Origin of the sequence: Prevotella sp. S7 MS 2 (genome assembly GCF_000762865.1) — a bacterium.
Lineage (GTDB): Bacteria > Bacteroidota > Bacteroidia > Bacteroidales > Bacteroidaceae > Prevotella.
Genome location: NZ_JRPT01000044.1, coordinates 1 through 21,353, shown reverse-complemented (window position 1 = coordinate 21,353; position 21,353 = coordinate 1). Strand labels below are relative to the sequence as shown.

Annotated in this window: 22 protein-coding genes; 19 read left to right on the top strand and 3 right to left on the bottom strand. The window is 44.1% G+C overall.

All coding sequences use genetic code 11. The features are described from left to right. Positions 1–345: 345 nt before the first annotated feature. From HMPREF0671_RS08350 to cls, 10 genes are all read left to right on the top strand, one after another. Entirely contained in the window at positions 346–753 is a 408-nt protein-coding gene (locus HMPREF0671_RS08350; protein ID WP_036899372.1) for a DUF4332 domain-containing protein, read from the top strand. A 351-nt stretch (positions 754–1,104) separates the two neighbouring features. Further along, entirely contained in the window at positions 1,105–2,112 is a 1,008-nt protein-coding gene (mutY, locus tag HMPREF0671_RS08345; protein ID WP_036899369.1) for an A/G-specific adenine glycosylase, read from the top strand. A gap of 61 nt (positions 2,113–2,173) precedes the next feature. Next, positions 2,174–2,656, top strand: coding sequence for a hypothetical protein (locus HMPREF0671_RS08340; RefSeq protein ID WP_036899367.1), 483 nt, complete (start codon positions 2,174–2,176; stop codon positions 2,654–2,656). After that, positions 2,637–3,455 (top strand): DUF3822 family protein, encoded by an 819-nt coding sequence (locus tag HMPREF0671_RS08335; RefSeq protein ID WP_036899365.1) that lies wholly within the window; start codon positions 2,637–2,639, stop codon positions 3,453–3,455. Before HMPREF0671_RS08340 ends, HMPREF0671_RS08335 begins: the two co-directional genes overlap by 20 nt. Before the next feature lie 8 nt (positions 3,456–3,463). Beyond that, positions 3,464–4,009 (top strand): RsmD family RNA methyltransferase, encoded by a 546-nt coding sequence (locus HMPREF0671_RS08330; protein WP_036899363.1) that lies wholly within the window; start codon positions 3,464–3,466, stop codon positions 4,007–4,009. Between the two features lie 205 nt (positions 4,010–4,214). Continuing rightward, positions 4,215–4,565, top strand: coding sequence for a type II toxin-antitoxin system RelE/ParE family toxin (locus HMPREF0671_RS08325; protein WP_036899361.1), 351 nt, complete (start codon positions 4,215–4,217; stop codon positions 4,563–4,565). A gap of 2 nt (positions 4,566–4,567) precedes the next feature. Further along, on the top strand, positions 4,568–4,858 hold the full coding sequence (locus HMPREF0671_RS08320; RefSeq protein ID WP_036899359.1) for a helix-turn-helix domain-containing protein: 291 nt from the start codon (positions 4,568–4,570) through the stop codon (positions 4,856–4,858). Between the two features lie 361 nt (positions 4,859–5,219). After that, the gene (gene dnaG, locus HMPREF0671_RS08315) at positions 5,220–7,163 is read left to right on the top strand and encodes a DNA primase (protein ID WP_036899358.1); all 1,944 of its coding nucleotides are present in this window, start codon (positions 5,220–5,222) and stop codon (positions 7,161–7,163) included. 59 nt (positions 7,164–7,222) lie between these two features. Continuing rightward, positions 7,223–8,932, top strand: a complete 1,710-nt coding sequence (locus HMPREF0671_RS08310; RefSeq protein ID WP_036899356.1) for a hypothetical protein — start codon at positions 7,223–7,225, stop codon at positions 8,930–8,932. A 5-nt stretch (positions 8,933–8,937) separates the two neighbouring features. Continuing rightward, positions 8,938–10,362, top strand: a complete 1,425-nt coding sequence (gene cls, locus HMPREF0671_RS08305) for a cardiolipin synthase (RefSeq protein ID WP_036899354.1) — start codon at positions 8,938–8,940, stop codon at positions 10,360–10,362. 204 nt (positions 10,363–10,566) lie between these two features. Here cls and xseB read toward each other — a convergent pair whose 3' ends face one another. Genes xseB through HMPREF0671_RS08290 form a run of 3 tightly spaced genes read right to left on the bottom strand, consistent with a single transcriptional unit; the run spans position 10,567 to position 13,472 of the window. Continuing rightward, complete coding sequence (gene xseB / locus HMPREF0671_RS08300; protein ID WP_036899352.1) at positions 10,567–10,758, bottom strand: exodeoxyribonuclease VII small subunit; 192 nt, start codon at positions 10,756–10,758, stop codon at positions 10,567–10,569. After that, complete coding sequence (gene xseA / locus HMPREF0671_RS08295) at positions 10,758–12,053, bottom strand: exodeoxyribonuclease VII large subunit (protein WP_036899350.1); 1,296 nt, start codon at positions 12,051–12,053, stop codon at positions 10,758–10,760. Before xseA ends, xseB begins: the two co-directional genes overlap by 1 nt. 21 nt (positions 12,054–12,074) lie before the next feature. Further along, on the bottom strand, positions 12,075–13,472 hold the full coding sequence (locus HMPREF0671_RS08290; protein ID WP_036899348.1) for a S8 family serine peptidase: 1,398 nt from the start codon (positions 13,470–13,472) through the stop codon (positions 12,075–12,077). A 143-nt stretch (positions 13,473–13,615) separates the two neighbouring features. On the opposite strand from HMPREF0671_RS08290, the gene HMPREF0671_RS08285 reads away from it, so the two are divergent. The 9 genes from HMPREF0671_RS08285 to HMPREF0671_RS08245 are packed head-to-tail and all read left to right on the top strand — an operon-like array spanning position 13,616 to position 21,263. Continuing rightward, entirely contained in the window at positions 13,616–14,983 is a 1,368-nt protein-coding gene (locus tag HMPREF0671_RS08285) for an MATE family efflux transporter (RefSeq protein ID WP_036899411.1), read from the top strand. Beyond that, a complete protein-coding gene (locus tag HMPREF0671_RS08280; protein WP_036899346.1) occupies positions 14,976–15,614 on the top strand; it encodes an AAA family ATPase in 639 nt (212 codons plus the stop codon). Before HMPREF0671_RS08285 ends, HMPREF0671_RS08280 begins: the two co-directional genes overlap by 8 nt. A 1-nt stretch (position 15,615) precedes the next feature. Further along, positions 15,616–16,113 (top strand): metallophosphoesterase, encoded by a 498-nt coding sequence (locus tag HMPREF0671_RS08275; RefSeq protein WP_036899344.1) that lies wholly within the window; start codon positions 15,616–15,618, stop codon positions 16,111–16,113. A 47-nt stretch (positions 16,114–16,160) separates the two neighbouring features. Beyond that, complete coding sequence (gene rfbB / locus HMPREF0671_RS08270) at positions 16,161–17,309, top strand: dTDP-glucose 4,6-dehydratase (protein ID WP_036899342.1); 1,149 nt, start codon at positions 16,161–16,163, stop codon at positions 17,307–17,309. Between the two features lie 5 nt (positions 17,310–17,314). Then, positions 17,315–17,635, top strand: a complete 321-nt coding sequence (locus tag HMPREF0671_RS08265) for a hypothetical protein (protein WP_231725592.1) — start codon at positions 17,315–17,317, stop codon at positions 17,633–17,635. A gap of 21 nt (positions 17,636–17,656) precedes the next feature. Then, a complete protein-coding gene (gene purT, locus HMPREF0671_RS08260) occupies positions 17,657–18,814 on the top strand; it encodes a formate-dependent phosphoribosylglycinamide formyltransferase (RefSeq protein ID WP_369793972.1) in 1,158 nt (385 codons plus the stop codon). Then, positions 18,811–19,227 carry an FdtA/QdtA family cupin domain-containing protein gene (locus tag HMPREF0671_RS08255; protein WP_036899339.1) on the top strand — a complete coding sequence of 139 codons (417 nt, stop codon included), beginning with the start codon at positions 18,811–18,813 and terminating at the stop codon, positions 19,225–19,227. Before purT ends, HMPREF0671_RS08255 begins: the two co-directional genes overlap by 4 nt. Then, complete coding sequence (locus tag HMPREF0671_RS08250; RefSeq protein WP_036899336.1) at positions 19,215–20,153, top strand: GNAT family N-acetyltransferase; 939 nt, start codon at positions 19,215–19,217, stop codon at positions 20,151–20,153. Before HMPREF0671_RS08255 ends, HMPREF0671_RS08250 begins: the two co-directional genes overlap by 13 nt. Positions 20,154–20,165: 12 nt before the next feature. Beyond that, a complete protein-coding gene (locus tag HMPREF0671_RS08245; protein WP_052052945.1) occupies positions 20,166–21,263 on the top strand; it encodes a DegT/DnrJ/EryC1/StrS aminotransferase family protein in 1,098 nt (365 codons plus the stop codon). Positions 21,264–21,353 lie beyond the last annotated feature (90 nt).

The window sequence follows — 21,353 nt, the reverse complement described above, 5'->3', positions numbered from 1 at the left end:
TCGTATAGAATCGTATATAAACTGCACTATCACTGAGAGAGACAGTAGACCTACCGTCTCTATACGAGACTGATGCAATTTATGAATATCTTCCTTTTAAAAAAGTAGGATATGTCTTTGACAGCACCCCTTCAATCAGCTTTCAAAGGTACATATTTTGGTATAGACCGACAAGATGGGGTGTCATAAATTTGTTTAAAACCTTCCTTGGCAGACAAGAACTTCGTTATGGGGCAAAAAAATAGTGACAAAACATTTGGAGTGTATTGGAAATAGCCTTTCTTTGCGAAAGTCTCTGATGCAAAGGAGTATGAAATGAATTGTTTAACTATTTAAATTAGAGATATGAGTTATAAAATTGAAGACATCGAAGGAGTAGGTTCTGTTTATGGCGAGAAGCTGGTAGCTGCCGGAATCAAGACTGTTGAGCAGTTGTTGGAGAAGTGTACGAAACCCGCAGGACGCAAAGCTTTGGCCGAAGAAACTGGTATATCCGATAAATTAATATTGAAGTGGACCAACCACGCTGACCTTTTCCGTATCAATGGAGTGGGTCCTCAATTTGCAGAATTGCTCGAAGCTGCAGGGGTAGATACCGTGAAGGAGTTCCGCCATAGAGTAGCTGAGAACTTGCAACCCAAGTTGGAAGCCACCAATAATGAGAAGAATCTATGCAACCGTGTCCCTTCGGTTACTGAATTACAGAAGATGATTGATCAGGCAAAGGAATTGCCTACGACATTAGAATATTAGGGTATTAGCTTTGGGGTGTGCCGAGATTACAAGATGGAAACATCGTTCTAGGTGCACCCCTATCCCTTACTTGATTGATTGCAAAGGCTCTACAGCAATGCTGCAGAGCCTTTGCTGTTTTGTTGAAGAGACGAGGCAGGAAAGCTGATGAGCCGCTGCAGTAACCTGATTAACAAGTAGACGAGTTGACAGGTAAACGAGTTGGATGTCATAAGTAGGCTAGGTATGGTTTTATCACGGTCTTTTCTGAATACAAGGAGGAGGTGTTCGGTCGGCTTATGATATGTTGTTGTGGAATAAAAGGAGGGAGAAAATGCGTGGCTTTCAAAAGAAAATCATACTTTTGTGTGTATGAAACGACAACACGCTTTTGCCCATACTCTGTTGCAATGGTACCGGGAAAATGGTCGGTCGCTGCCTTGGCGAGAGACGCGAGATGCCTATGCTATCTGGCTCAGTGAGGTAATTTTGCAGCAAACGCGTATTCAACAGGGACTTGATTATTGGTTGCGATTTATGCAACGATTCCCTACTGTGGCTGACTTGGCGGCTGCTGATGAAGACGAGGTGTTGCGATTGTGGCAAGGATTAGGCTATTATAGTCGCGCTCGCAACCTGCATGCTGCTGCCAAACAGATAGTGGAGTTGGGACGTTTCCCCGAAACTTTGGAGGAAATCAAGCGATTGAAGGGTGTCGGCGATTACACTGCTGCAGCTATAGGGTCTATTGCTTTCGGGCTTCCGGTGGCCGCAGTTGATGGCAACGTGTACCGTGTGTTGGCTCGATATTTCGGCATTTCCACGCCTATCAATTCTACTGAGGGCAAAAAACTGTTTGCTGCAATGGCGCAAGACTTGCTTCCGTCCGACCAAGCTGCTACTTACAATCAGGCCATTATGGACTTTGGTGCCATCCAGTGCACCCCACAATCGCCCCGCTGTTTGCTCTGTCCTATCAACGAAACATGTGAGGCTTTGCGCACAGGACAGGTGGAATCGCTGCCCGTGAAACTCAAGACGGTCAAGGTGACGGAACGACAAATGAGTTATGTTTATCTACGTTGGCAAGGCAAAACGTGTATTCGCAGGCGCGGTAAGGGGGATATTTGGCAAGGATTGTGGGAACCGCCAACTTTAGATGTGGTGCAGGCTGTCGGTTTGCCAACGGGCAAACAGCTATGCAAACAGGTGAAGCACGTGCTTACCCATCGTATACTCTATGCTGATTTTTATTTCCTTGAAGTCGATTTACAACCTCAGTTACCTGCCGACTATCGGTGGATTGAGGAGTCGGATATTGGCCAATACGCATTGCCACGGCTCATCGAAATTCTCTTTGAAGCGATAGACAGGCGGTAGGAGGAAGTTATTTGAAATAAATTTCCGTTTGTCTTTGATTTCTACTATCTTTGCATACAAGATGAAACCGAAAGTCAAGAGCAACCATATATTGATGTGCTGTGTACTGGCGTTGGCCGTATTATGCTTTTTAAGTGTAAATGCGCCCGTTCGATTCAAGCGCGAACAGCAACAACGCGAGCTTGTGGTGAAGCAACGACTCTTGAAGATAAGGCAGGCAGAGATGCAATACCGACGTTTACATCGAGTGTATGCGGGCAGCTTTAAGCAGTTGACTGATGCCGGATTGTTGGCGGACAGTCTCTCTTATATTCCTTTTTCAGGTGGGCAACGCTTCTCATTGACGGTTTCCATGGCACTCGGTAAAACTGGCAGACAGATTCCGCTCATGGAGTGTGGAGCCACTTATGGGCAGTATCTGCAAGGACTTGATGCCTATAGTATAACCAATTTAATCGAAGAAGCCAATGCTGCGGGACGCTATCCCGGACTAAAGATTGGCGACATCACAACCGATAACAACAATGCAGGAAATTGGGAATAAACATCCAAACGTCACCGGACGTGTGACACTACGTATCACCAAACACTCACTTTCGATTGCTGTGGTCGATTCAAAGGCTACTGATAAGTTGGTGTACGAACCGTATATCATGCGTAGTGGCATCTCGACGGCTGCCAATCTGCGTGAGGCTTTCCGCGAAAACGCAATTCTTGAACAAGGATATAAGAAAGCGCAGGTAATGATAGACACTCCTGTGTTGATGATACCGTTGGAAGAATTCCAAGAGGAAGCGATGGAATCGCTCTATCACTATACGTTTACGAATAGCGAGAACGACTGTGTGCTGCACAGCGTGTTGCCGGTTATCAATGCTGTGGCGCTCTATTCCATCAATAAAGATTTGAAGTTGGTGCTCGATGATCACTTCGCCGACATCCGTTATATGCCTATTGTACAACCCATGTGGAGCTATTTGTATCGTCGCAGTCAGACCGGTGCATGGCGCAAACTCTATGGTTATTTCCACGACGGGAGGCTTGATGTGTTCAGTTTTGCGCAGGGACGATTCAAGTTTTGCAACTCTTTTGATGCCGGAAACTCACGTGATTCAGCTTATTTTCTGTTGTATGCATGGCAGCAGATGGGGTTCGATGTGCGTGGCGATGAACTCCTGTTGATGGGAGGAATACCTGATCAAGAAGATTTATTAGCAAACTTGCGCCGCTATTTGCAAAAGGTTCATGTGATGACAGCATCGGCAGAATTCAATCGAGCTGCTATTACGAAAATCAAAGGAATACCACTTGATATGGTTGTATTGTTCTTAAAAGGAAGGTAAAGAAGATTATGAGAATCATCACAGGAATCTATAAAGGTCGTCATTTTGAAATACCGCGTTCGTTCAAGGCGCGTCCTACGACCGATTTTGCAAAAGAAAATATCTTCAATGTGATGCAAGGATACATGGATTTCGAGGATGCCAGTGCTCTTGACCTGTTTGCCGGGACAGGCAGTATATCCTTGGAATTGGTGTCGCGTGGCTGTCGTCAGGTGGTCAGTGTGGAGGCCGATCGTGACCATGCCAACTTTATTCGCCAGTGTTTTCAAAAATTGGGTACCGATAAAGATATTCTTGTGCGTGGTGATGTATTTCGTTTCGTGAAGAAATGTCATCAACAATTCGACTTTATTTTTGCCGACCCGCCTTATAGTTTGCCTCATTTAGAGACGATTCCCGACCTCGTGTTGCAGCAGGGGGTGCTTGCTGAGGGGGGGATATTTGTTTTTGAGCATGGTAAACACAATGATTTTTCGGCTCATCCTTGTTTTGTAGAGCATCGCGCTTACGGCAGTGTGAACTTCTCTATCTTTAAAATGAGAGGTGAAGAATAATATGTTTGTGAGTTTTTAATTTTATCGTTACATATCCAGTTTATGACGGTAGGTTTACTTATGTTTCTTGTCAATGGGTAAAGAGAATAAAGTGTAGAATACGAATGTTGTTTAGCTGTTCTTTTTACTACATGAGGCTAAGTACATGGAGTAAATAATTGGCTTTTTATTTGCTAATATGTAATTTTTAAATTACCTTTGTGATATGAAGCAAAGGACGGTTATTACATATAAAGACTATTTTGATAAGTTCTTTGCTGCACAGACTCAGAAGGTGCGCGATAAGATTATTAAAGTCCTTGATATAATAGAATGGATGGAACGTATTCCCTCTACTTACCTTAAATATATGGAGGGGACTGACGGACTATTTGAGATACGTGTACAACTTGGAAATAATATATTTCGTATATTCTGTTTCTTTGATGGAAACAAATTGGTAGTTCTTCTTTCCGGTTTTCAAAAGAAAACGCAAAAAACACCAAGCAAGGAAATAAAACGTGCCGAGAAGTTGATGAAAGAATATTTTAAAGAGAAGTCAGAGGAGGAAAGGTAATTATGAAAACAATGACATTAGATGAAATCAAGAATAAATATTATGGTGAAGTTGGTACGCTCGAAAGAACGCGTATAGAAAATGAATTAGAGGCTTTGCGGATAGGTATACAGATAAGAGAAGCGCGTGAGAAACAGAGTATGACGCAAAGCCAATTAGCCGAACGTGTGGATAAGAAACGTACATTCATCTCGAAAGTAGAGAACGATGGCGGGAATATAACACTTAAAACCCTCTTTGATATTGTAGAACGTGGGTTGGGTGGAAAGCTTAATATCCAAATACAAGTGTGATAGCCAAGAAAAGGCAGAATCTTAGAAACTGAGTGTATCGTTTGATTCAAGTAAACTGCGGTTATAAACCATTGTTATATGGAACAACCAAAACAATTTTCTAGAGTTCCTTTCTATCCCGTAAGCAGCTATTAGTAAGTAATATATGAAATGAATGGGAACTACTTGCCGTTTAGGATGTTTGTGTGCAGATATGGTAAATAAATAAAAGTAAACCCTTTGATTTTAGTGTGCTTTATATTATCTTTGTAGAAGCTAAGCTGCACTCGGCAATTTGAAAGTTAACTTTCATTGCGCTCGTTTGCATTATCTTTGTAAAAGTTAAAAAGGGAACTTGTTTTTGCCCTTGTATTTCCTAAACATGATAGATAGACAAACAGTTGAAAGAATCAAAGATGCTGCGAATATCGTAGACGTAGTATCCGAATTTGTGACGTTGCGTAAGAGTGGTAGCAACTTCAAAGGGTTGTGTCCGTTCCACAACGAGAAGACTCCTTCGTTCTATGTATCGCCCTCTCGTGGGACATGTCATTGTTTTGGTTGTGGCAAGGGTGGCAATTCTGTGAGTTTTATCATGGAACATGAGCAGATGACATATCCTGAAGCGCTACGTTGGTTGGCTAAGAAATTCCATATTGAAATACAAGAACGAGAGCTCTCTGACGAAGAAAAACGTGAGCAAAGTCAACGTGAAAGTATGTTCATTATGAACGAGTGGGCTGCCAACTACTTCCATGATGTGCTGCATAATCATGTAGACGGTGTGGCTATCGGTATGCAATACTTCCGTAGTCGTGGCTTCCGCGATGACATTATCAAGAAGTTTCAGTTGGGTTATGATACCAATGACCGTCACGCATTGGCCACTGCTGCACGTAATAAAGGCTATCGTGATGAGTATTTATTGAGTACAGGTATCTGTTATCGCAATGATCGAGGGGAACTTATCGACCGTTATGCCGGTCGAGTAATTTTCCCTTGGGTAGGTGTGAACGGCAAGATAGTAGGCTTTGGAGGACGCGTATTGGACTCTAGGACGAAAGGAGTGAATCAGAAATATGTCAACTCTCCGGAGTCGGATATCTATCATAAAGACCACGAACTCTATGGTATCTACCAAGCAAAGAAAGCTATTGCTAAGGAAGATAGGGTATATATGGTGGAAGGTTACACCGATGTCATCTCCATGCATCAATGTGGTATTGAGAACGTAGTGGCCAATTCGGGTACAGCTTTGAGTGTCCATCAGATTCATACGCTGCACCGTTTCACCTCGAATATTACCTTATTATATGATGGAGACGCCGCCGGTATCCATGCAGCATTGCGTGGTACGGACATGTTATTGGCCGAAGGAATGAATTTGAAAGTGCTTTTGTTGCCCAATGGGGAAGATCCTGACAGCTTTGCACGGCAACATACGGCGACCGATTTCCACGATTATATCTTGAAACATCAGACTGATTTCATCCAGTTTAAGACTGATTTGCTCTTGAAAAACGAGACTGATCCACAGAAACGTTCGGAAGCTATCAACTCAATCGTGAAGAGTATTTCGGTGATACAGAACCAAATACTGCGCGATACCTACTTGCACGACTGTGCACAACGTATGGGTATCAATGAAGTAACGCTCATAAACACGATGAACAGGTTTATTTTGGAAGAGCGAGATGAGCAAAAAAAAGAAGTAGAACGGCAGCGTAGACGAGAAGAAATAGGTGTATCTGAGGCTCTTTCTACATCTACAGCCCTCATTATACAGCCTCAAAGCACTAAGGTTGAGCAGATGTTGATGCAGCTGATTGTGCGATATGGTGAGCGTATCATCTATGATAATGTGGAAGATGAAGATGGTCACGTACACAATTTATCACTGTCTCAGTTCGTAGCCTACAATTTATCGGAAGATGGTTTGGAATTTCATGATGAGTTGTTTAATCGTATGTTGGCCGAAGCGGTGGAACATCAGGCGGATGAAGGATTTAAGGCTGAACCTTATTTTGTGCATCATCACGATATTAACATGAGTCGTATAGCCACCGATATGAGCGAAGACAAGGTGATATTATCGGAAAGTCATAAGGTGGTAGAGGATGAGGAGAGTCTTCGACAAAAGGTGTTGCACTTGATACTTGATTTCCGTATGGATTTTGTAGAGCAACGATTGCAAGACCTAAAACGTGAGATTGCCACTGTAGGTAATGATAGTGAACGCATGATGAAGATGCTTGCGGAATACAAGGATATGCAAGAGATACGCAACGCATTGGCTCGTCAACTCGGAAATAACATCATCTTATGACATTTTAACGCATATAACTTGCTGTCAGATGTAATAAAAATGTATATTTGTAATTACGTATGACGGATTTATTTTATCTTTTTATCATTTGGGGAATACTGTATATCATTGCCTTTGTATTCTTTCCGATATGGCGCAAAAGGCGCGATGCCGGCAAAGGATTGTTCGTAAAGCACGACGATGATAACAAAATTACGGTGACAAATGCCCTGAAGAAGTTGAATTGCCATTTCACTTGGAAGCAGGAACAAGGCAAGGATATTACTAAATATGATTTCCAGAGTGGGCATTTCCGTATAGAAATAGAGCAGAATTCTCCCTATATCCAACTATCTTATTTATTCTTTTATACCACCAAGACCGAATATTTGGACTTGGTAAGAGCCTTGATGAATCAGTGTAATCTGAATACTGAGACACTCAAAATGGTGTATTCGCTTGACGAGAAAGATAATTCTGTGGACTTGCACATGACAACCGGATTGCTTATTAACGAACAAACATCGGTCAAAATACTCTCGCGTGCCATGACAGATATGTTTAGATGGCAGAGTGACTTTGTGAGTCGAATCGATAAAATGATTAAAGACAGCAACAAAGCTATTGGTCTTGACTTTGAACGAAAACATGCCGAGCTCGCCAGAGAAACTTTCCTTATTCGTGAACAAGAGATTCAGCACCAAGTGGCAGGGCCGAGATGGCGACAGACAAAGGAGTGTCCCATTACATTAGAACAGTTGTTTAGTTCTGTACTAGGGCTGTCGGGGGTTGTTCCCATGTCGCTTTGCATCTTTAGCGAAAGCGAGATGAGAACTATCAAAGAGACAGACGAGATAAGAAAATTTGCTCCGGCATCTACTATTATAGGTAAGGATGACTTCTTACAAGATGAAGCTTTGTTGTCTGTTTCGCTTTTGACAACCGGTCAACTCGTTGCTGAACGTACGGTAAGTATTCATGTTCGATCGGAGAAAAAGGCTGATAACTCTCTTTATTTTCGCATGACCGTGACCTTACTTCCGCTATCCATGACAACAGATGTGAAGGCAGGAAGTGATGATAATGCCCCTAAAGTGGTGTCGGTATTGGCTGCTTATGACCTTACAAATCCTAAGAAGCGACTCGATGAGTTCCGTTATATGTGGAAAGAAGCAATAGAAAAGACTAAGCGTGGAGAAACTGATGACTTGTCGGAAGAGCAAAAATTGATTGCCAAATGTATGGAGCCGGCATTGGCTTTCAATGCTTATCGGGGGCGAATTCTTTTTAATCAAAAACGATTCTGCGAAGCTTTATTCCTTTTGGAGCCTGCTTATGTAGCCATGAGTCAGCAATTTGATACTTTGAAAGAGGATATGCGAGAAGCTTTCTTTGAGGTTTCTTACCTTATAGGTTTTTGCTATTGCGAATTAAAACAGTATCAGCGAGTTTGTTATTATTTGGAGATGACGCTTCCACAACGGCGCATCACGTACACAGAAGAATACGTTAACTGTCTTGTAAATGGTAAAGATTTCAGGGCAAGTATTGTTATAGATGGCTTATTACAGGAAATGGAACGGACAAAAGCCATTAGTGGACGAACTCATAACGACATGGAAGTTTCGTTTATCAACTTCCTCTATCGTCGGAAAGCTAGTGTCTATATAGATAAACAGCGCTATGATGAGGCCGAGAAGTTGCTTCGTAAGATGCTTGATGACCCTGAAAATAGCGATTTTGCCATCAATGAATTGGCCTATATCCAAAAGATTAAGACAGGAGGATAGCTGGTATGATTTACATTCATTGGGCATTTTTGGTCGTCTACACATTTGTTGTTGTGGCTGCTATGATTAAAGTACTAATGGACAATAGGCAACCTGCCAAGACAATGGCATGGGTGTTGGTACTTTCTTTTATGCCTATTGTAGGGATAATCCTTTATTTTTTTCTTGGACAGAATACTAGAAAGGAACGCATGATAAGTCAACGAAGCTTGGATCAGTTGACAAAACGCTCCATGCTAGAGTTTGCTGAACAGCGTGATTTACGTTTACCAAAATCGTATCGAGCGCTTATCAAGCTGTTTACCAATCAGAGTCTGTCGCTTCCCTTCAAAGATAATGAAGTAGATATTTGTACCGATGGCTATCAGTTTTTTCTATCCTTATTGAGAGACATTGGTACTGCCGAGCATCATATCCACCTAGATACATATATCATAGAAGACGATCCACTGGGCAATCTTATTGCCGATGTACTGATAGATAAAGCTCGGCAAGGAGTTGAAGTGCGTCTGGTTTACGATGATATGGGATGTTGGAAGACGCGTAACCGATTCTTTGAGCGTATGAGAGAGGGCGGGGTGGACACTCGTTCGTTTATGCCGGTAAAGTTTCTGTCGTTTTTTAGTAGCAAAGTAAACTATCGCAATCACCGTAAACTTTGCATCATTGATGGTCGAGTGGGGTATATTGGTGGTATGAACATTGCACTTCGATATGTTAAAGGGGATAAGATGCCGTGGCGAGATACCCATTTGCGTATCGTCGGAGGGGCTGTCTATGCTATTCAAAAAGCTTTCTTGATAGACTGGTATTTCGTTGATCGCACATTAATAACCGACCATGCGTATTATCCGGAGCCCGATTCGCGAATAGACAACAACTGTTTGGCGCAGATAGTAACCAGTAGTCCGGTACAACCTTGGCCCGATATCATGCAGGGATATGTGCGTATTCTGCTCGAAGCCCGTCGATATGTGTACATGGAGACGCCTTACTTTCTACCTACCGAGCCCATTCTTTTTGCCATGCGAACAGCTGCTTTGGCCGGAGTAGACGTCAGATTGATGATTCCGATGCGTACCGATGCGAAGCTAGTGGAATGGGCTAGCATCTCATATGTGATGGAAACGCTTGAAGCCGGGGTAAAAGTTTATCTTTATCAGGCAGGATTCAACCATTCCAAAATGCTGGTTAGCGATGACTTCCTGTGTAGTTGTGGAAGTTCAAACATCGATTTCCGTAGTTTTGAAAACAACTTTGAATCAAATGCTTTTTTCTATGATAGCGCGTTAGCTTTACGTATGAAGAAAGTGTTCTTAGACGATTTGCAACAATGTGTACCCATTGAGAAGGTACAAAGGCTTATGCGTCGTCCTTTCCTCTTGCGACTTTGGGAATCTATTATTCGCTTACTCTCGCCACTGCTGTAAGGAGACAACGTTACTGTTTGGGCTTTGCAGCATTGCTGTTCGGTTTAGGCAGTAAGTCTGTTCGGCCTTTGCAGCATTGCTGTTCGGTTTAGGCAGTAAGTCTGTTCGGCCTTTGCAGCGATTTAAACTTTTTAGTTTATGAGTTTGTGAGTTGCAAATTAGGAAACTCATAGAGACTTTCTCATCAATCAAGATGTTTTTTCTTTATTTCTCCAAGACCTTTTTTATCTCGGCATCGGTCTTGGTTAGCTTGTCCTTACACAGCTTGATGAGCTTTTGAGCCTGCTTGAGTTGCTCGGTCATGTGGTCGATGTCAAGTTCATTATTCTCCATGCGAGCCACAATTTGTTCCAATTGTCGTACGGCTTCTTCGTATTTAATATCTTCTTTTGCCATTATTTGATGATTGATTTGATGGTTCCTTGATAGAATCGGGTTTCTATTTCATCGCCCGATTTTAATACTTTGGTATTGCGAACGGTACGTCCGTTGTGAATGGTGATGCTGTAACCGCGCTTTAATAATAGTGTTGGGTCGAGGGCCTCGGCGCGTTGTGCCAACATATCCAAGCGATGATGCCCTTGCAAAAGTTTACGCTCGGCACCCGGATGGAGTCGCAATGCCAGTTGGTCTATGCGATGACTGGCTTCGGCAACAGACTGCTCCATGAGTTGAGACAGATGCTGATAGAGGCGATCGAGACGTGCCGACTGTTGCGTTTTAACCAATGAGAAGAGCATGGGTATCTTGTCTGTGAGTCGACTAAGCCGTACTTGCTCCATTTCCATGCGTCGCTCAATGGTCTTAACTATGGTCTGTTCGGCTTCTTCTACGCGAATAAGCACCTCAGCCAAGTGGTTGATGAGAAACGCTGCGGCTGCCGTTGGTGTCTTTACGCGTGTATGCGAAATCATATCGAGCACCGATTCGTCGCGTTCGTGTCCTATGCCGGTGATGACTGGGAGGGGGAAGTTGGCTACGTTTTCGGCCAATGCCAATGTGTCGAAACCGCTTAAATCGCTCGTAGCACCACCACCTCGGATAATGACAACAACGTCGAAATCGTCTAATCGATGGTAGATGAGGTTGAGAGCTGTGATGACACTCGTCTCAACCCCTTCTCCTTGCATGGTCGCGGTGAATAATGTTGGGTAGAAAGCCAGTCCATATTCGTTGTCCGATAGTTGATGGCAGAAGTCTCCATAACCTGCAGCTCCAGCACTAGAGATAACAGCTATGCGCTGAGCAAACATGGGGATGCGTAGTTCGCGTTGCAAATCGAAGACCCCTTCTTGTTGTAGTTGTCGTATAATTTCTTGGCGCTTACGTGCCATGTCGCCCATGGTGTATTCCGGATTGATGTCGGTGACAATCCATGAGAAACCGTATGCTTCGTGAAAATTGGCGTAGACCTTGAGCAAAACTTTCATGCCGGGATGGATTTGCTGGCCGGTGATGCGCTCGAAATGTGGTCGTACGTATGCCCATGTGTTCTTCCAACACTTGGCAGAAGCCCTAGCGATGGGCGTATTGGTGGCGTTGTCTTTCTGTATCAGCTCCATGTAGCAGTGCCCACGAACCTCGCGTGCCTCTGACAGTTCGGCTTCTACCCAATATTCGCGAGACAGGGTTGTCTCAATAGTCTCGCGTACCAATTGGTTGAGTTCGTATAAAGTGAGTGTATGCTGCATAGAGATGAGAGAATAAAAGGGTTATTTACCTGACTGGAAAGCTTTCCAGAAGTCGGGCAAACCGTATCCCATGATGGTGTCTGGATGAACGAAGTTATTGCCACTCTTGCGTACTAAATCGATGATTTCGAGTGCAGTCTTGTCGGGAAGTGCCTGCCATAAGCAAGCTACCATACCCGATATGAGTGGAGCAGAGAACGAGGTGCCCATATCGTTGATGATGGTTCCACGTCCTGAAATGACAGTTGTGGGACTTCCATAAGCCATTACGTCGGGTTTGATGCGCCCGTCTGCCGTTGGGCCAACGGCACTGAAAGCCGCATTAAGACCGTTGGGACTGATGGAGCCTACGGTTAGTATATCGGTAGCATCGGCTGGGAAATTGATTTTTTTCCATGTTCCCATACCGTCGTTTCCAGCACTGTTGACCAGTACAATACCCTTGCCGGCCAACATAGATGCCGTATGTGAGATGAGTGTTTGCTGGCCGTCAAGTTCTTGGTAAGTATGACTAGTGGTGCGGTCGTCAAATTCATGAAAGCCCAGTGAGGAGTTGATGATGTCTACACCGGCTGAGTCGGCATACTCTACAGCCTCAGCCCAGTAGTCTTCTTCGGCTAAACTCTCTGTATATTGGTCTTCGCAACGTATCAACATGTACGAAGCGTCGGGGGCGGTTCCCCTGTATGTGTCTGCTTGATTGGCTGCCATGGTTGATAAAACCATCGTACCGTGGTCTAATTCCGCGAATATATCTGTGCTTCGGGGAACCACGAAGTCGGCCAATCCAGCCAATTTGATGTTATGAAAGATGGGGATTCGGTCTACATTCATGAATCCGGCATCGAGTACGGCTATCACTTTGTCTTTGCCGGTATAGCCTGCTCGATGCATCTGAATACCGTTCATGGCTTTGATTTGTTCCTCGGCCATGCCGTAAGGATTGTGCGAAACGGTGTCCCAACGGTTGAAATCTTTCTTGAAATTGACGCGTTGGGAGGGCTCGATAGAGTCGGGTGAGGAGAAAACGTGGCGGATGTCGCGGATGAAAGGGAGACCTTTCAAGCAGTCAATCTGTGATACTTTGGTGCAACGCACAAGTACAGAATTGTTCCATTTGCTTTTGCCAACAACCTCAAGTCTATTATTTTTGAGTGTTTGAATATAGCCCGGACTCACCGGAAGATCGGTAGAATCGATGGCAATATGCTGTCGTTGGCGGCGAGCAATGGCTCGTGGCGAGAGGAATTCCTCCGGATGCAGGATAGAAAAAGGGGTACCTTGCTTATCGGTAAGTATGATTCTGAACATAAAACATTTACCGCCGGGGTAGGAAATCTTATGCGATTCGTAGCCTTTTGCAGCTATCTGAAGGCTCGTTATCATCATGATAAACGCTAGCGATAAATACTTTCTCATGCCTATTTTACTGATATTTTGACTTGCAAAAATAATTAAAACCATTTGAAACACAAAAGAATACATCGCTTTTTCAATAAAATCGCATAGGGACGATAGCATGTGTGTTATTTTTTTGTAACTTTGCAACAATGACAACCGGTATAGATAATAAGGCGGCTACCCTCGAATTAGGTACCCAACCGGTGGGGAAGCTGCTTTGGCAATATGCTTTGCCCGCCATCATAGCGATGACGGCAGCTTCGTTATACAACATTATCGACCGCATATTTATAGGACAGGTGGTTGGGCCTATGGCTATTTCGGGGCTTGCCATCACGTTCCCGTTTATGAATTTATCGGCAGCTTTCGGTGCTGCGGTGGGCATCGGGTCGTCTACGGCGGTTTCGGTGAAGCTTGGACAGCGCGATTATGACTCGGCAGAGAATATTCTTGGCAACACTGTAACGCTGAATTTGATGGTCGGATGCTTCTTGACGATAGTGTGTTTGTTGTTTCTTGACCCTATTCTTCGATTTTTTGGAGCGAGCGACCAAACCATTCCTTATGCACGAAGCTTCATGCAAATCATCCTATTGGGTAATGTTTTTACACACATGTATTTTGGTATGAATGCCATGCTGCGTGCTGCCGGCAAGCCCCAAAAGGCGATGATGGCCACCATTATGACGGTGGTGATGAACGTATTGTTGGATGTTGTCTTTATTTGGTGGTGGCATTGGGGAATCCGCGGTGCTGCTTTGGCAACCGTATTGTCGCAAGCTACTGTACTCGTATGGCAATTGAAACTCTTTAGCAACAAAGATGAATTGCTACATTTGAAGCGGGGTATATATCGATTGAAAGAAAGTTTGGTGAGGAATATTATTGGGATAGGTATTTCACCATTCCTCATGAACGTGTGTACTTGCATCATTGTCATTTTTATGAACAACCAGTTTGTGCGTTATGGAGGCGACATGGCGGTGGGCGCATACGGCATAGCGAACAGCATTGAAACCGTGTTTGTGATGTTTGTCATGGGCATTAACCAAGGTATGCAGCCCATTGCGGGTTATAACTATGGGGCATTGCAGTTTGATAGAATGCTACGTGTGCTGAAACTTTCTGTGTTAGCTGCCAGTGCTATCACCTTTGTGGGATGGTTGGTGGCCATGTTCCTGCCACAGATGTGTGCTCGTATGTTTACGACCGACCTCTCTTTGATAGATAAGGCCGTCCATGGTTTGCGTATCACGATGTTAGTATTTCCGATTATCGGGTACCAAATGGTGGTGACGACATTCTTCCAATGTATTGGCAAAGTGAAGATTAGTATCTTCCTTTCGCTGTCTCGACAGCTATTGTTTCTGCTGCCTTTGTTGGCCATATTGCCTCAATTCTACGATGTTAATGGCGTATGGGCATCGTTACCGGCATCAGATTTCATTGCAGCTGTGGTGGCCGCGTGGATTATGGTTGTCTATATGAGAAAATTCAAAAAGCAATTTAACGACTCTATACATGAATAATAAGCATATCATCATCAATATCGGGCGGCAGTTTGGAAGCGGCGGTCGCATCATAGCCGACCTATTAGCCAAGGAATTTGGGTGTACGCTCTATGATAAGGAACTCCTGAATTTGGCAGCAAAGGAGAGTGGTTTCTGTGCAAAGTTCTTTGAACAGAATGATGAGCAGAAAGGTTTTATGCGTGTATTATTTCATGCCCACGTGCCCATTTTAGGTGAAAGTAACTTCTATCGAAACAATATTTCGCAAGAAAGTCTGTTTCAATTCCAGAGTGATGCCATCAGAAAGGCGGCCGAAAGTGGCAGTTGTGTGTTTGTAGGACGTTGTGCCGACTACGTATTACGAGATCGTAAAGACAGTGTTAACATCTTTATCACAGCTGATATAGATGAGCGTGTACGGAGAGTATGCGATCGTAAAGGCTTAACAGAGGAAGAAGCACGCAAGTTGATAGAGTATAAAGAAGACGAAAGAGCATCATATTATAACTATTACACGGGCAAGAAATGGGGGCATGGTGCCTGCTACGACCTGTGTATCAACTCGTCTCATTTGGGAATAGAAGGTACTGTGCAGTTGATTGCCGACTATATTCGCAAGCGTTTCGACCTAGCTGAGGTTGCAGAATAGCATGAAGAAGATTGGAATCATCAGCGATACGCATGGTTATTGGGACGATCAATACTTGAAGTATTTTGAACCTTGCGATGAGATATGGCATGCCGGTGATATCGGAACAACGGAATTGGCCGACCGGTTGGCTGCTTTTCGCCCATTGAGAGCCGTCTGTGGCAATATAGATGGTGGCGATTTACGTTTGATGTATCGCGAAACGCTTCGTTTTAAATGCGAAGATGTGGATGTGTTGATGAAACATATAGGGGGCTATCCGGGCAATTACGACTGGTCGATTCGCAAGATTATCTATGCCTCTCCGCCACAGTTGTTCATCAGTGGACACTCGCATATCTTGAAAGTGAAGTTCGACAAATCGCTCAATCTGTTGCATATCAATCCCGGAGCAGCCGGGATGCAAGGTTGGCATCACGACCGTACCATCGTAAGACTAGCCATTGACGGTAGTAAATTTACTGATTGCGAAGTGGTGACGTTAGGAACCAAGGGGTAAATATAGGAACGATAATATTATTATATAATCATTTAAAGATTTAGATAATGAAGACTTATCTCGTTACAGGTGCCGCAGGTTTCATTGGAGCAAACTTTATTAAGTACCTGCTTGACAAGAAATATAAAGATCAAGACATCAAGATTATTATCTTGGATGCACTGACTTATGCCGGAAATTTGGGCACTATTAAGGATGATATCGACAATAAACGTTGCTTTTTTGTGCGTGGTGACATTCGCGATAGGGAACTAGCCGACAAGCTTTTTGCTGAAAATGATATCGATTATGTGGTCAATTTCGCTGCCGAAAGCCATGTCGACCGTTCTATTGAAGACCCTCAACTCTTCTTATCTGTTAATATTCTCGGTACGCAGAACTTGCTTGATGCAGCTCGTCGTGCTTGGGTGACAGGCAAAGACGAACAGGGGTATCCTGTTTGGAAGCCCGGTAAGCGATTCCATCAGGTTGCTACCGACGAGGTATATGGTTCACTTGGAGCCGAAGGATACTTCACCGAAGAGACTCCTGTGTGTCCTCATAGCCCCTATAGTGCGTCTAAAACGAGTGCCGACCTCTTTGTGATGGCTTATCATGATACCTACCACATGCCGGTAACCATCACTCGTTGCTCTAACAATTACGGCCCTTATCATTTTCCGGAGAAGCTCATTCCATTAATCATCAACAATATCTTGGAAGGCAAGAAACTCCCGGTTTACGGCAAGGGAGATAATGTTCGCGACTGGTTGTACGTAGAAGACCATTGCAAGGCCATTGATATGGTCGTGTGTGAAGGTCGCGACGGCGAGGTCTATAATGTGGGTGGACATAACGAAATGAAGAATATCGACATCGTGAAGTTGACCATTAAGACCATCCACGATATGATGATGGACGACAAGAGTCTCCGTCAAGTATTGAAGAAGCAGGAACTTGATGAAAACGGAGAGATTCGTATAGATTGGATTAACGACGATTTAATCACTTTCGTATCTGACCGTTTAGGGCACGATCAGCGTTATGCCATTGATCCAACCAAGATTAAGAACGAGTTGGGATGGTATCCTGAGACGATGTTTGCACAAGGAATCGTGAAGACTATCAAGTGGAATCTAGAGAATCAACAGTGGATTCAAGAGGTAACCAGTGGCGATTACCAGAAGTACTACGAACAGATGTACGGCAATAGATAACGATAATGGCAGACAAGCATGCTATAGATACGGTGGGAGCGGAACTTCATGCTTTCCTCATCCAATTGGGGAAGAAGCCCGATTGTGTCAGTCATAAGACAGCACATTACGTAGAACACATTCTTCACCTGTTGAGTGCGGACGATGAAGAAACCTTGCTTCATTTCTATGGTATCTTCGGTCATCGGCAAGAAACGTTGAAGTCGTTGGCCGATGAACGCAAGATATCGATGGAAGAATTGGCTGCACAGATAGCAAAACATTTACGTCAACTAGCCATTACGCCTGAGTGGCAGATGGTAAAGAATTTGATACACCCTCAATAACCTATACACAACGTCATGACAATGAAGAAGATTATGCTGCTAGGTTCAGGAGAACTGGGCAAAGAATTTACGATTGCGGCCAAGCGTGCCGGCCAGTATGTAATAGCATGTGATAAGTATGACAACGCTCCGGCTATGCAAGTAGCCGATGAACGCGAAGTTTTTAGCATGCTAGAGGGTGATGCTTTGGCTGCCATGGTAGCTAAACACCGTCCTGATATCATCGTTCCTGAGATAGAAGCTATCCGTACCGAGCGACTTTTCGACTTCGAAAAGCAAGGCATACAGGTCGTTCCGAGTGCCCGTGCCGTCAATTATACGATGAATCGTAAGGCTATTCGCGACCTTGCAGCTAAGGAGTTGGGCATTCGTACAGCCAAGTATTTCTATGCAAAGACCTACGATGAGTTCAAACAGGCAGCCGACGAGATAGGTTTCCCTTGCGTTGTGAAGCCGTTGATGTCGTCGAGTGGGCATGGTCAAAGTATTGTTCGTGGCGACGAAGAACTCGATGCTGCTTTCCACAATGCGATGGAAGGGAGTCGAGGGGATGTAAAAGAAATCATCATAGAGGAATTCATACACTTTGAAAGTGAATTTACGTTGCTCACTGTAACGCAAAAAAGTGGTCCCACATTGTTCTGTCCGCCTATTGGACATGTGCAGCAAGGTGGCGATTATCGCGAGAGTTGGCAGCCTTATGCCATTCCCGATGAGGCTTTGAAAGCCGCGGAAGAGATGGCCGACAAGGTGACTAAGGCGTTGACGGGAGCCGGTATATGGGGCGTAGAATTCTTCCTGACTAAGGACAAAGAGGTTATCTTCTCTGAATTATCGCCCCGTCCGCACGATACCGGTATGGTAACATTGGGGCATACCACCAATTTGAGCGAGTTTGAATTGCACTTCCGTGCCGTTATGGGACTTCCTATTGCCGGCATACACTTGGAACATTACGGTTGTTCGGCCGTGGTTTTGGCGAAAGAAGAAGCCGACCATGCACCGGAATTTAATCTAGTTGAAGCGTTGAAAGAAGACCATACACGTATTCGTATCTTCGGAAAGCCCGACCAGCACGTAGGCCGTCGCATGGGTGTGGTGCTTTGTTATGGCGAGATAGGGTGCGATATGGATGCCCTGCGTGATAAGGCTAAGCGATTGGCAGCAACTGTATTATGAACATCATGGAGCTAGGTAAACTCATTCATTTACAAAAAATCAGAGACCTTCGGGGCAATCTTACTGTGGCACAAAAGGGCGAAAACCTCCCTTTTGTGCCACAGCGTGTTTATTGGGTTTACGATATTCCGAGTGGCGGCTGCCGTGGTGGGCATGCCCACAAGCTGTGTCTAGAATTAATAGTAGCCGTGAGTGGCTCGTTCGAAGTGGTGCTTGACAATGGGAAAGAGCAGAAAACATATTTCTTGAACAATCCCAATCAGGGCTTATTAGTCGATACCGGCGTTTGGCGTACGCTCGAAAAGTTTTCTTCAGGAGCCGTATGCTTGGTGCTGGCTTCTGAACCTTTCGAGGAGTCCGACTATATTCGGGAGTACAACGAATATATCAATTACATGGAATGTTTGAAATAAAGCGATATAGTCCGGATATGAAAGAGGCTTGGGATGGCTTTGTCAAGACATCCCGGCAGGGCACTTTCTTGTTTGAGCGCGACTATATGGATTATCATTGCGACCGTTTTTCCGACTTCTCTTTGATGATTTATGTAAAGAACAAGCTCTTTGCCGTGTTACCGGCCAATCGCGATGGTGACATGCTTTATTCTCATCAGGGACTTACTTATGGCGGTTTGCTCACCCAATGGCAAGCTACTGCCGAGACAGTGTGTGAGATTTTTCAATGTATCAACGACTTTTTGAAGTGCGAAGATATTCATCGGGTGGTCTATAAAGCCATTCCGTGGATTTACCACCGGCTACCTTCCGAGGAAGATTTATACGCACTTGTCCATGTCTGTAAAGCACGGTTGATGGCACGCGATATAGCCAGTACCATCGTATCTTCTACGAATTTGAAATTTACAGAACTGCGCCGACGAGGCAGTCGCAAAGCTTTGCAACATCAGGTAACGATAGAAGAAACCACAGACTTGGCTTCCTTTTGGGATGTACTTAATGCCAATTTGCAATCAAAGTATCATGCGACACCGGTACACACGTTGGCAGAAATACGCCGACTTAAAGATTTTTTTCCTCGAAATATTCGTGCTTTCGTGGCCAAATTAGGCGATGAAACACTTGGAGGTGTCCTTGTTTATGTGTCAAATCAAGTCGTTCATTGTCAGTATATATCAGCCTCACCAAGCGGTAAGGCTTTAGGAGCATTGGACTTACTTTTCGATACACTCATTCATCATACATTCAAAGACGTACCATATTTTGATTTTGGAAAATCAACAGAGCAACTTGGCAGTTATCTGAATACTAAACTAATCTTTCAGAAAGAAGGTTTTGGTGGTCGAGGCGTTTGTTATGACTGGTATGAGTGGCAACTTTAAATACGCGGCAGTATGATACCATTTCTTCAATATAAAGATGTGAATGCGCCTTACGAGGCGGAAATTCGACATGCTATCAACTGCGTGATAGAGAGTGGATGGTATTTGCAAGGTACAGCTACGCGGCGGTTTGAAGAGGAATATGCCGAATACATCGGTAGCCGACACTGTATTGGGTGTGGCAATGGGTTGGATGCGCTTACGCTTATATTCCGTGCTTATATCGAATTGGGATTATTACGCGAGGGTGATGAGGTCATAGTGCCCGCTAATACTTATATTGCTTCAATTTTATCTATAACACGCTGCAGGTTGAAACCGGTTTTGGTAGAACCGAATATAGAGACTTTGCAGATAGACGAGCAAGCTATTGAACGATCCATTACCTCTCATACGCGAGCTATTCTTATCGTACATTTGTATGGACGATGTGCTTATACTGCTCGGATAGCCGAACTTTGTCGGCAACACCACCTATTATTAATAGAAGACAATGCGCAGGCTCACGGGTGTACATGGCATGGTAAGAAGACGGGTTCGCTGGGTGATGCAGCTGCACACAGCTTTTATCCCGGCAAAAATCTAGGCGCCTTGGGTGATGCCGGGGCTGTTACGACCGATAACCAAGCCTTGGCTGACTGTATTCGGGCATTGGGTAACTATGGTAGCAATCGCAAATATGTATTTGAATATCAAGGCGTGAACAGCCGAATGGATGAGATTCAGGCTGCCGTTCTGTCGGTAAAACTGAAGTATTTGGATGAAACGAATGCGCGTCGCAAGGCAATTGCCCACTTTTACGAGACCCATATCAATCATTTAAGGATTCATATTCCGCGTATATCAGCAGATAATGTGTACCATCTTTTCCCTATATTATGCGAAGGGCGTAATGTGGTACAGGCCTATTTGCAGGCACATGGCATTGGAACTATGATTCATTATCCCATTCCACCGCACAGGCAGAAGTGTTATGTAGATTGGAATCAACTTGATTTCCCCATTACCGAGCAGATTCATCGACAAGAATTGAGCTTGCCCCTTCATCCCGCTTTAAGTGATGAAGAGGTGGAAGAGGTGGTTCAAGTGATAAATTCCGCTCCTAAATAATGAAATAAGAGACTAGAAGAAATATAAGAATTTTGAAATCTTAAGAGGTATATTAAAAAGATATATAGTGTTTTTTGTAGATGTATATAT

Excerpts from the sequence above, each read along its gene's own strand:
- HMPREF0671_RS08350 (WP_036899372.1), top strand. The coding sequence starts at position 346 with ATGAGTTATAAAATTGAAGACATCGAAGGAGTAGGTTCTGTTTATGGC.
- mutY (WP_036899369.1), top strand. The coding sequence starts at position 1,105 with ATGAAACGACAACACGCTTTTGCCCATACTCTGTTGCAATGGTACCGG.
- HMPREF0671_RS08340 (WP_036899367.1), top strand. The coding sequence starts at position 2,174 with ATGAAACCGAAAGTCAAGAGCAACCATATATTGATGTGCTGTGTACTG.
- HMPREF0671_RS08335 (WP_036899365.1), top strand. The coding sequence starts at position 2,637 with ATGCAGGAAATTGGGAATAAACATCCAAACGTCACCGGACGTGTGACA.
- HMPREF0671_RS08330 (WP_036899363.1), top strand. The coding sequence starts at position 3,464 with ATGAGAATCATCACAGGAATCTATAAAGGTCGTCATTTTGAAATACCG.
- HMPREF0671_RS08325 (WP_036899361.1), top strand. The coding sequence starts at position 4,215 with ATGAAGCAAAGGACGGTTATTACATATAAAGACTATTTTGATAAGTTC.
- HMPREF0671_RS08320 (WP_036899359.1), top strand. The coding sequence starts at position 4,568 with ATGAAAACAATGACATTAGATGAAATCAAGAATAAATATTATGGTGAA.
- dnaG (WP_036899358.1), top strand. The coding sequence starts at position 5,220 with ATGATAGATAGACAAACAGTTGAAAGAATCAAAGATGCTGCGAATATC.
- HMPREF0671_RS08310 (WP_036899356.1), top strand. The coding sequence starts at position 7,223 with ATGACGGATTTATTTTATCTTTTTATCATTTGGGGAATACTGTATATC.
- cls (WP_036899354.1), top strand. The coding sequence starts at position 8,938 with ATGATTTACATTCATTGGGCATTTTTGGTCGTCTACACATTTGTTGTT.
- xseB (WP_036899352.1), bottom strand. The coding sequence starts at position 10,758 with ATGGCAAAAGAAGATATTAAATACGAAGAAGCCGTACGACAATTGGAA.
- xseA (WP_036899350.1), bottom strand. The coding sequence starts at position 12,053 with ATGCAGCATACACTCACTTTATACGAACTCAACCAATTGGTACGCGAG.
- HMPREF0671_RS08290 (WP_036899348.1), bottom strand. The coding sequence starts at position 13,472 with ATGAGAAAGTATTTATCGCTAGCGTTTATCATGATGATAACGAGCCTT.
- HMPREF0671_RS08280 (WP_036899346.1), top strand. The coding sequence starts at position 14,976 with ATGAATAATAAGCATATCATCATCAATATCGGGCGGCAGTTTGGAAGC.
- HMPREF0671_RS08275 (WP_036899344.1), top strand. The coding sequence starts at position 15,616 with ATGAAGAAGATTGGAATCATCAGCGATACGCATGGTTATTGGGACGAT.
- rfbB (WP_036899342.1), top strand. The coding sequence starts at position 16,161 with ATGAAGACTTATCTCGTTACAGGTGCCGCAGGTTTCATTGGAGCAAAC.
- HMPREF0671_RS08265 (WP_231725592.1), top strand. The coding sequence starts at position 17,315 with ATGGCAGACAAGCATGCTATAGATACGGTGGGAGCGGAACTTCATGCT.
- purT (WP_369793972.1), top strand. The coding sequence starts at position 17,657 with ATGAAGAAGATTATGCTGCTAGGTTCAGGAGAACTGGGCAAAGAATTT.
- HMPREF0671_RS08255 (WP_036899339.1), top strand. The coding sequence starts at position 18,811 with ATGAACATCATGGAGCTAGGTAAACTCATTCATTTACAAAAAATCAGA.
- HMPREF0671_RS08250 (WP_036899336.1), top strand. The coding sequence starts at position 19,215 with ATGTTTGAAATAAAGCGATATAGTCCGGATATGAAAGAGGCTTGGGAT.
- HMPREF0671_RS08245 (WP_052052945.1), top strand. The coding sequence starts at position 20,166 with ATGATACCATTTCTTCAATATAAAGATGTGAATGCGCCTTACGAGGCG.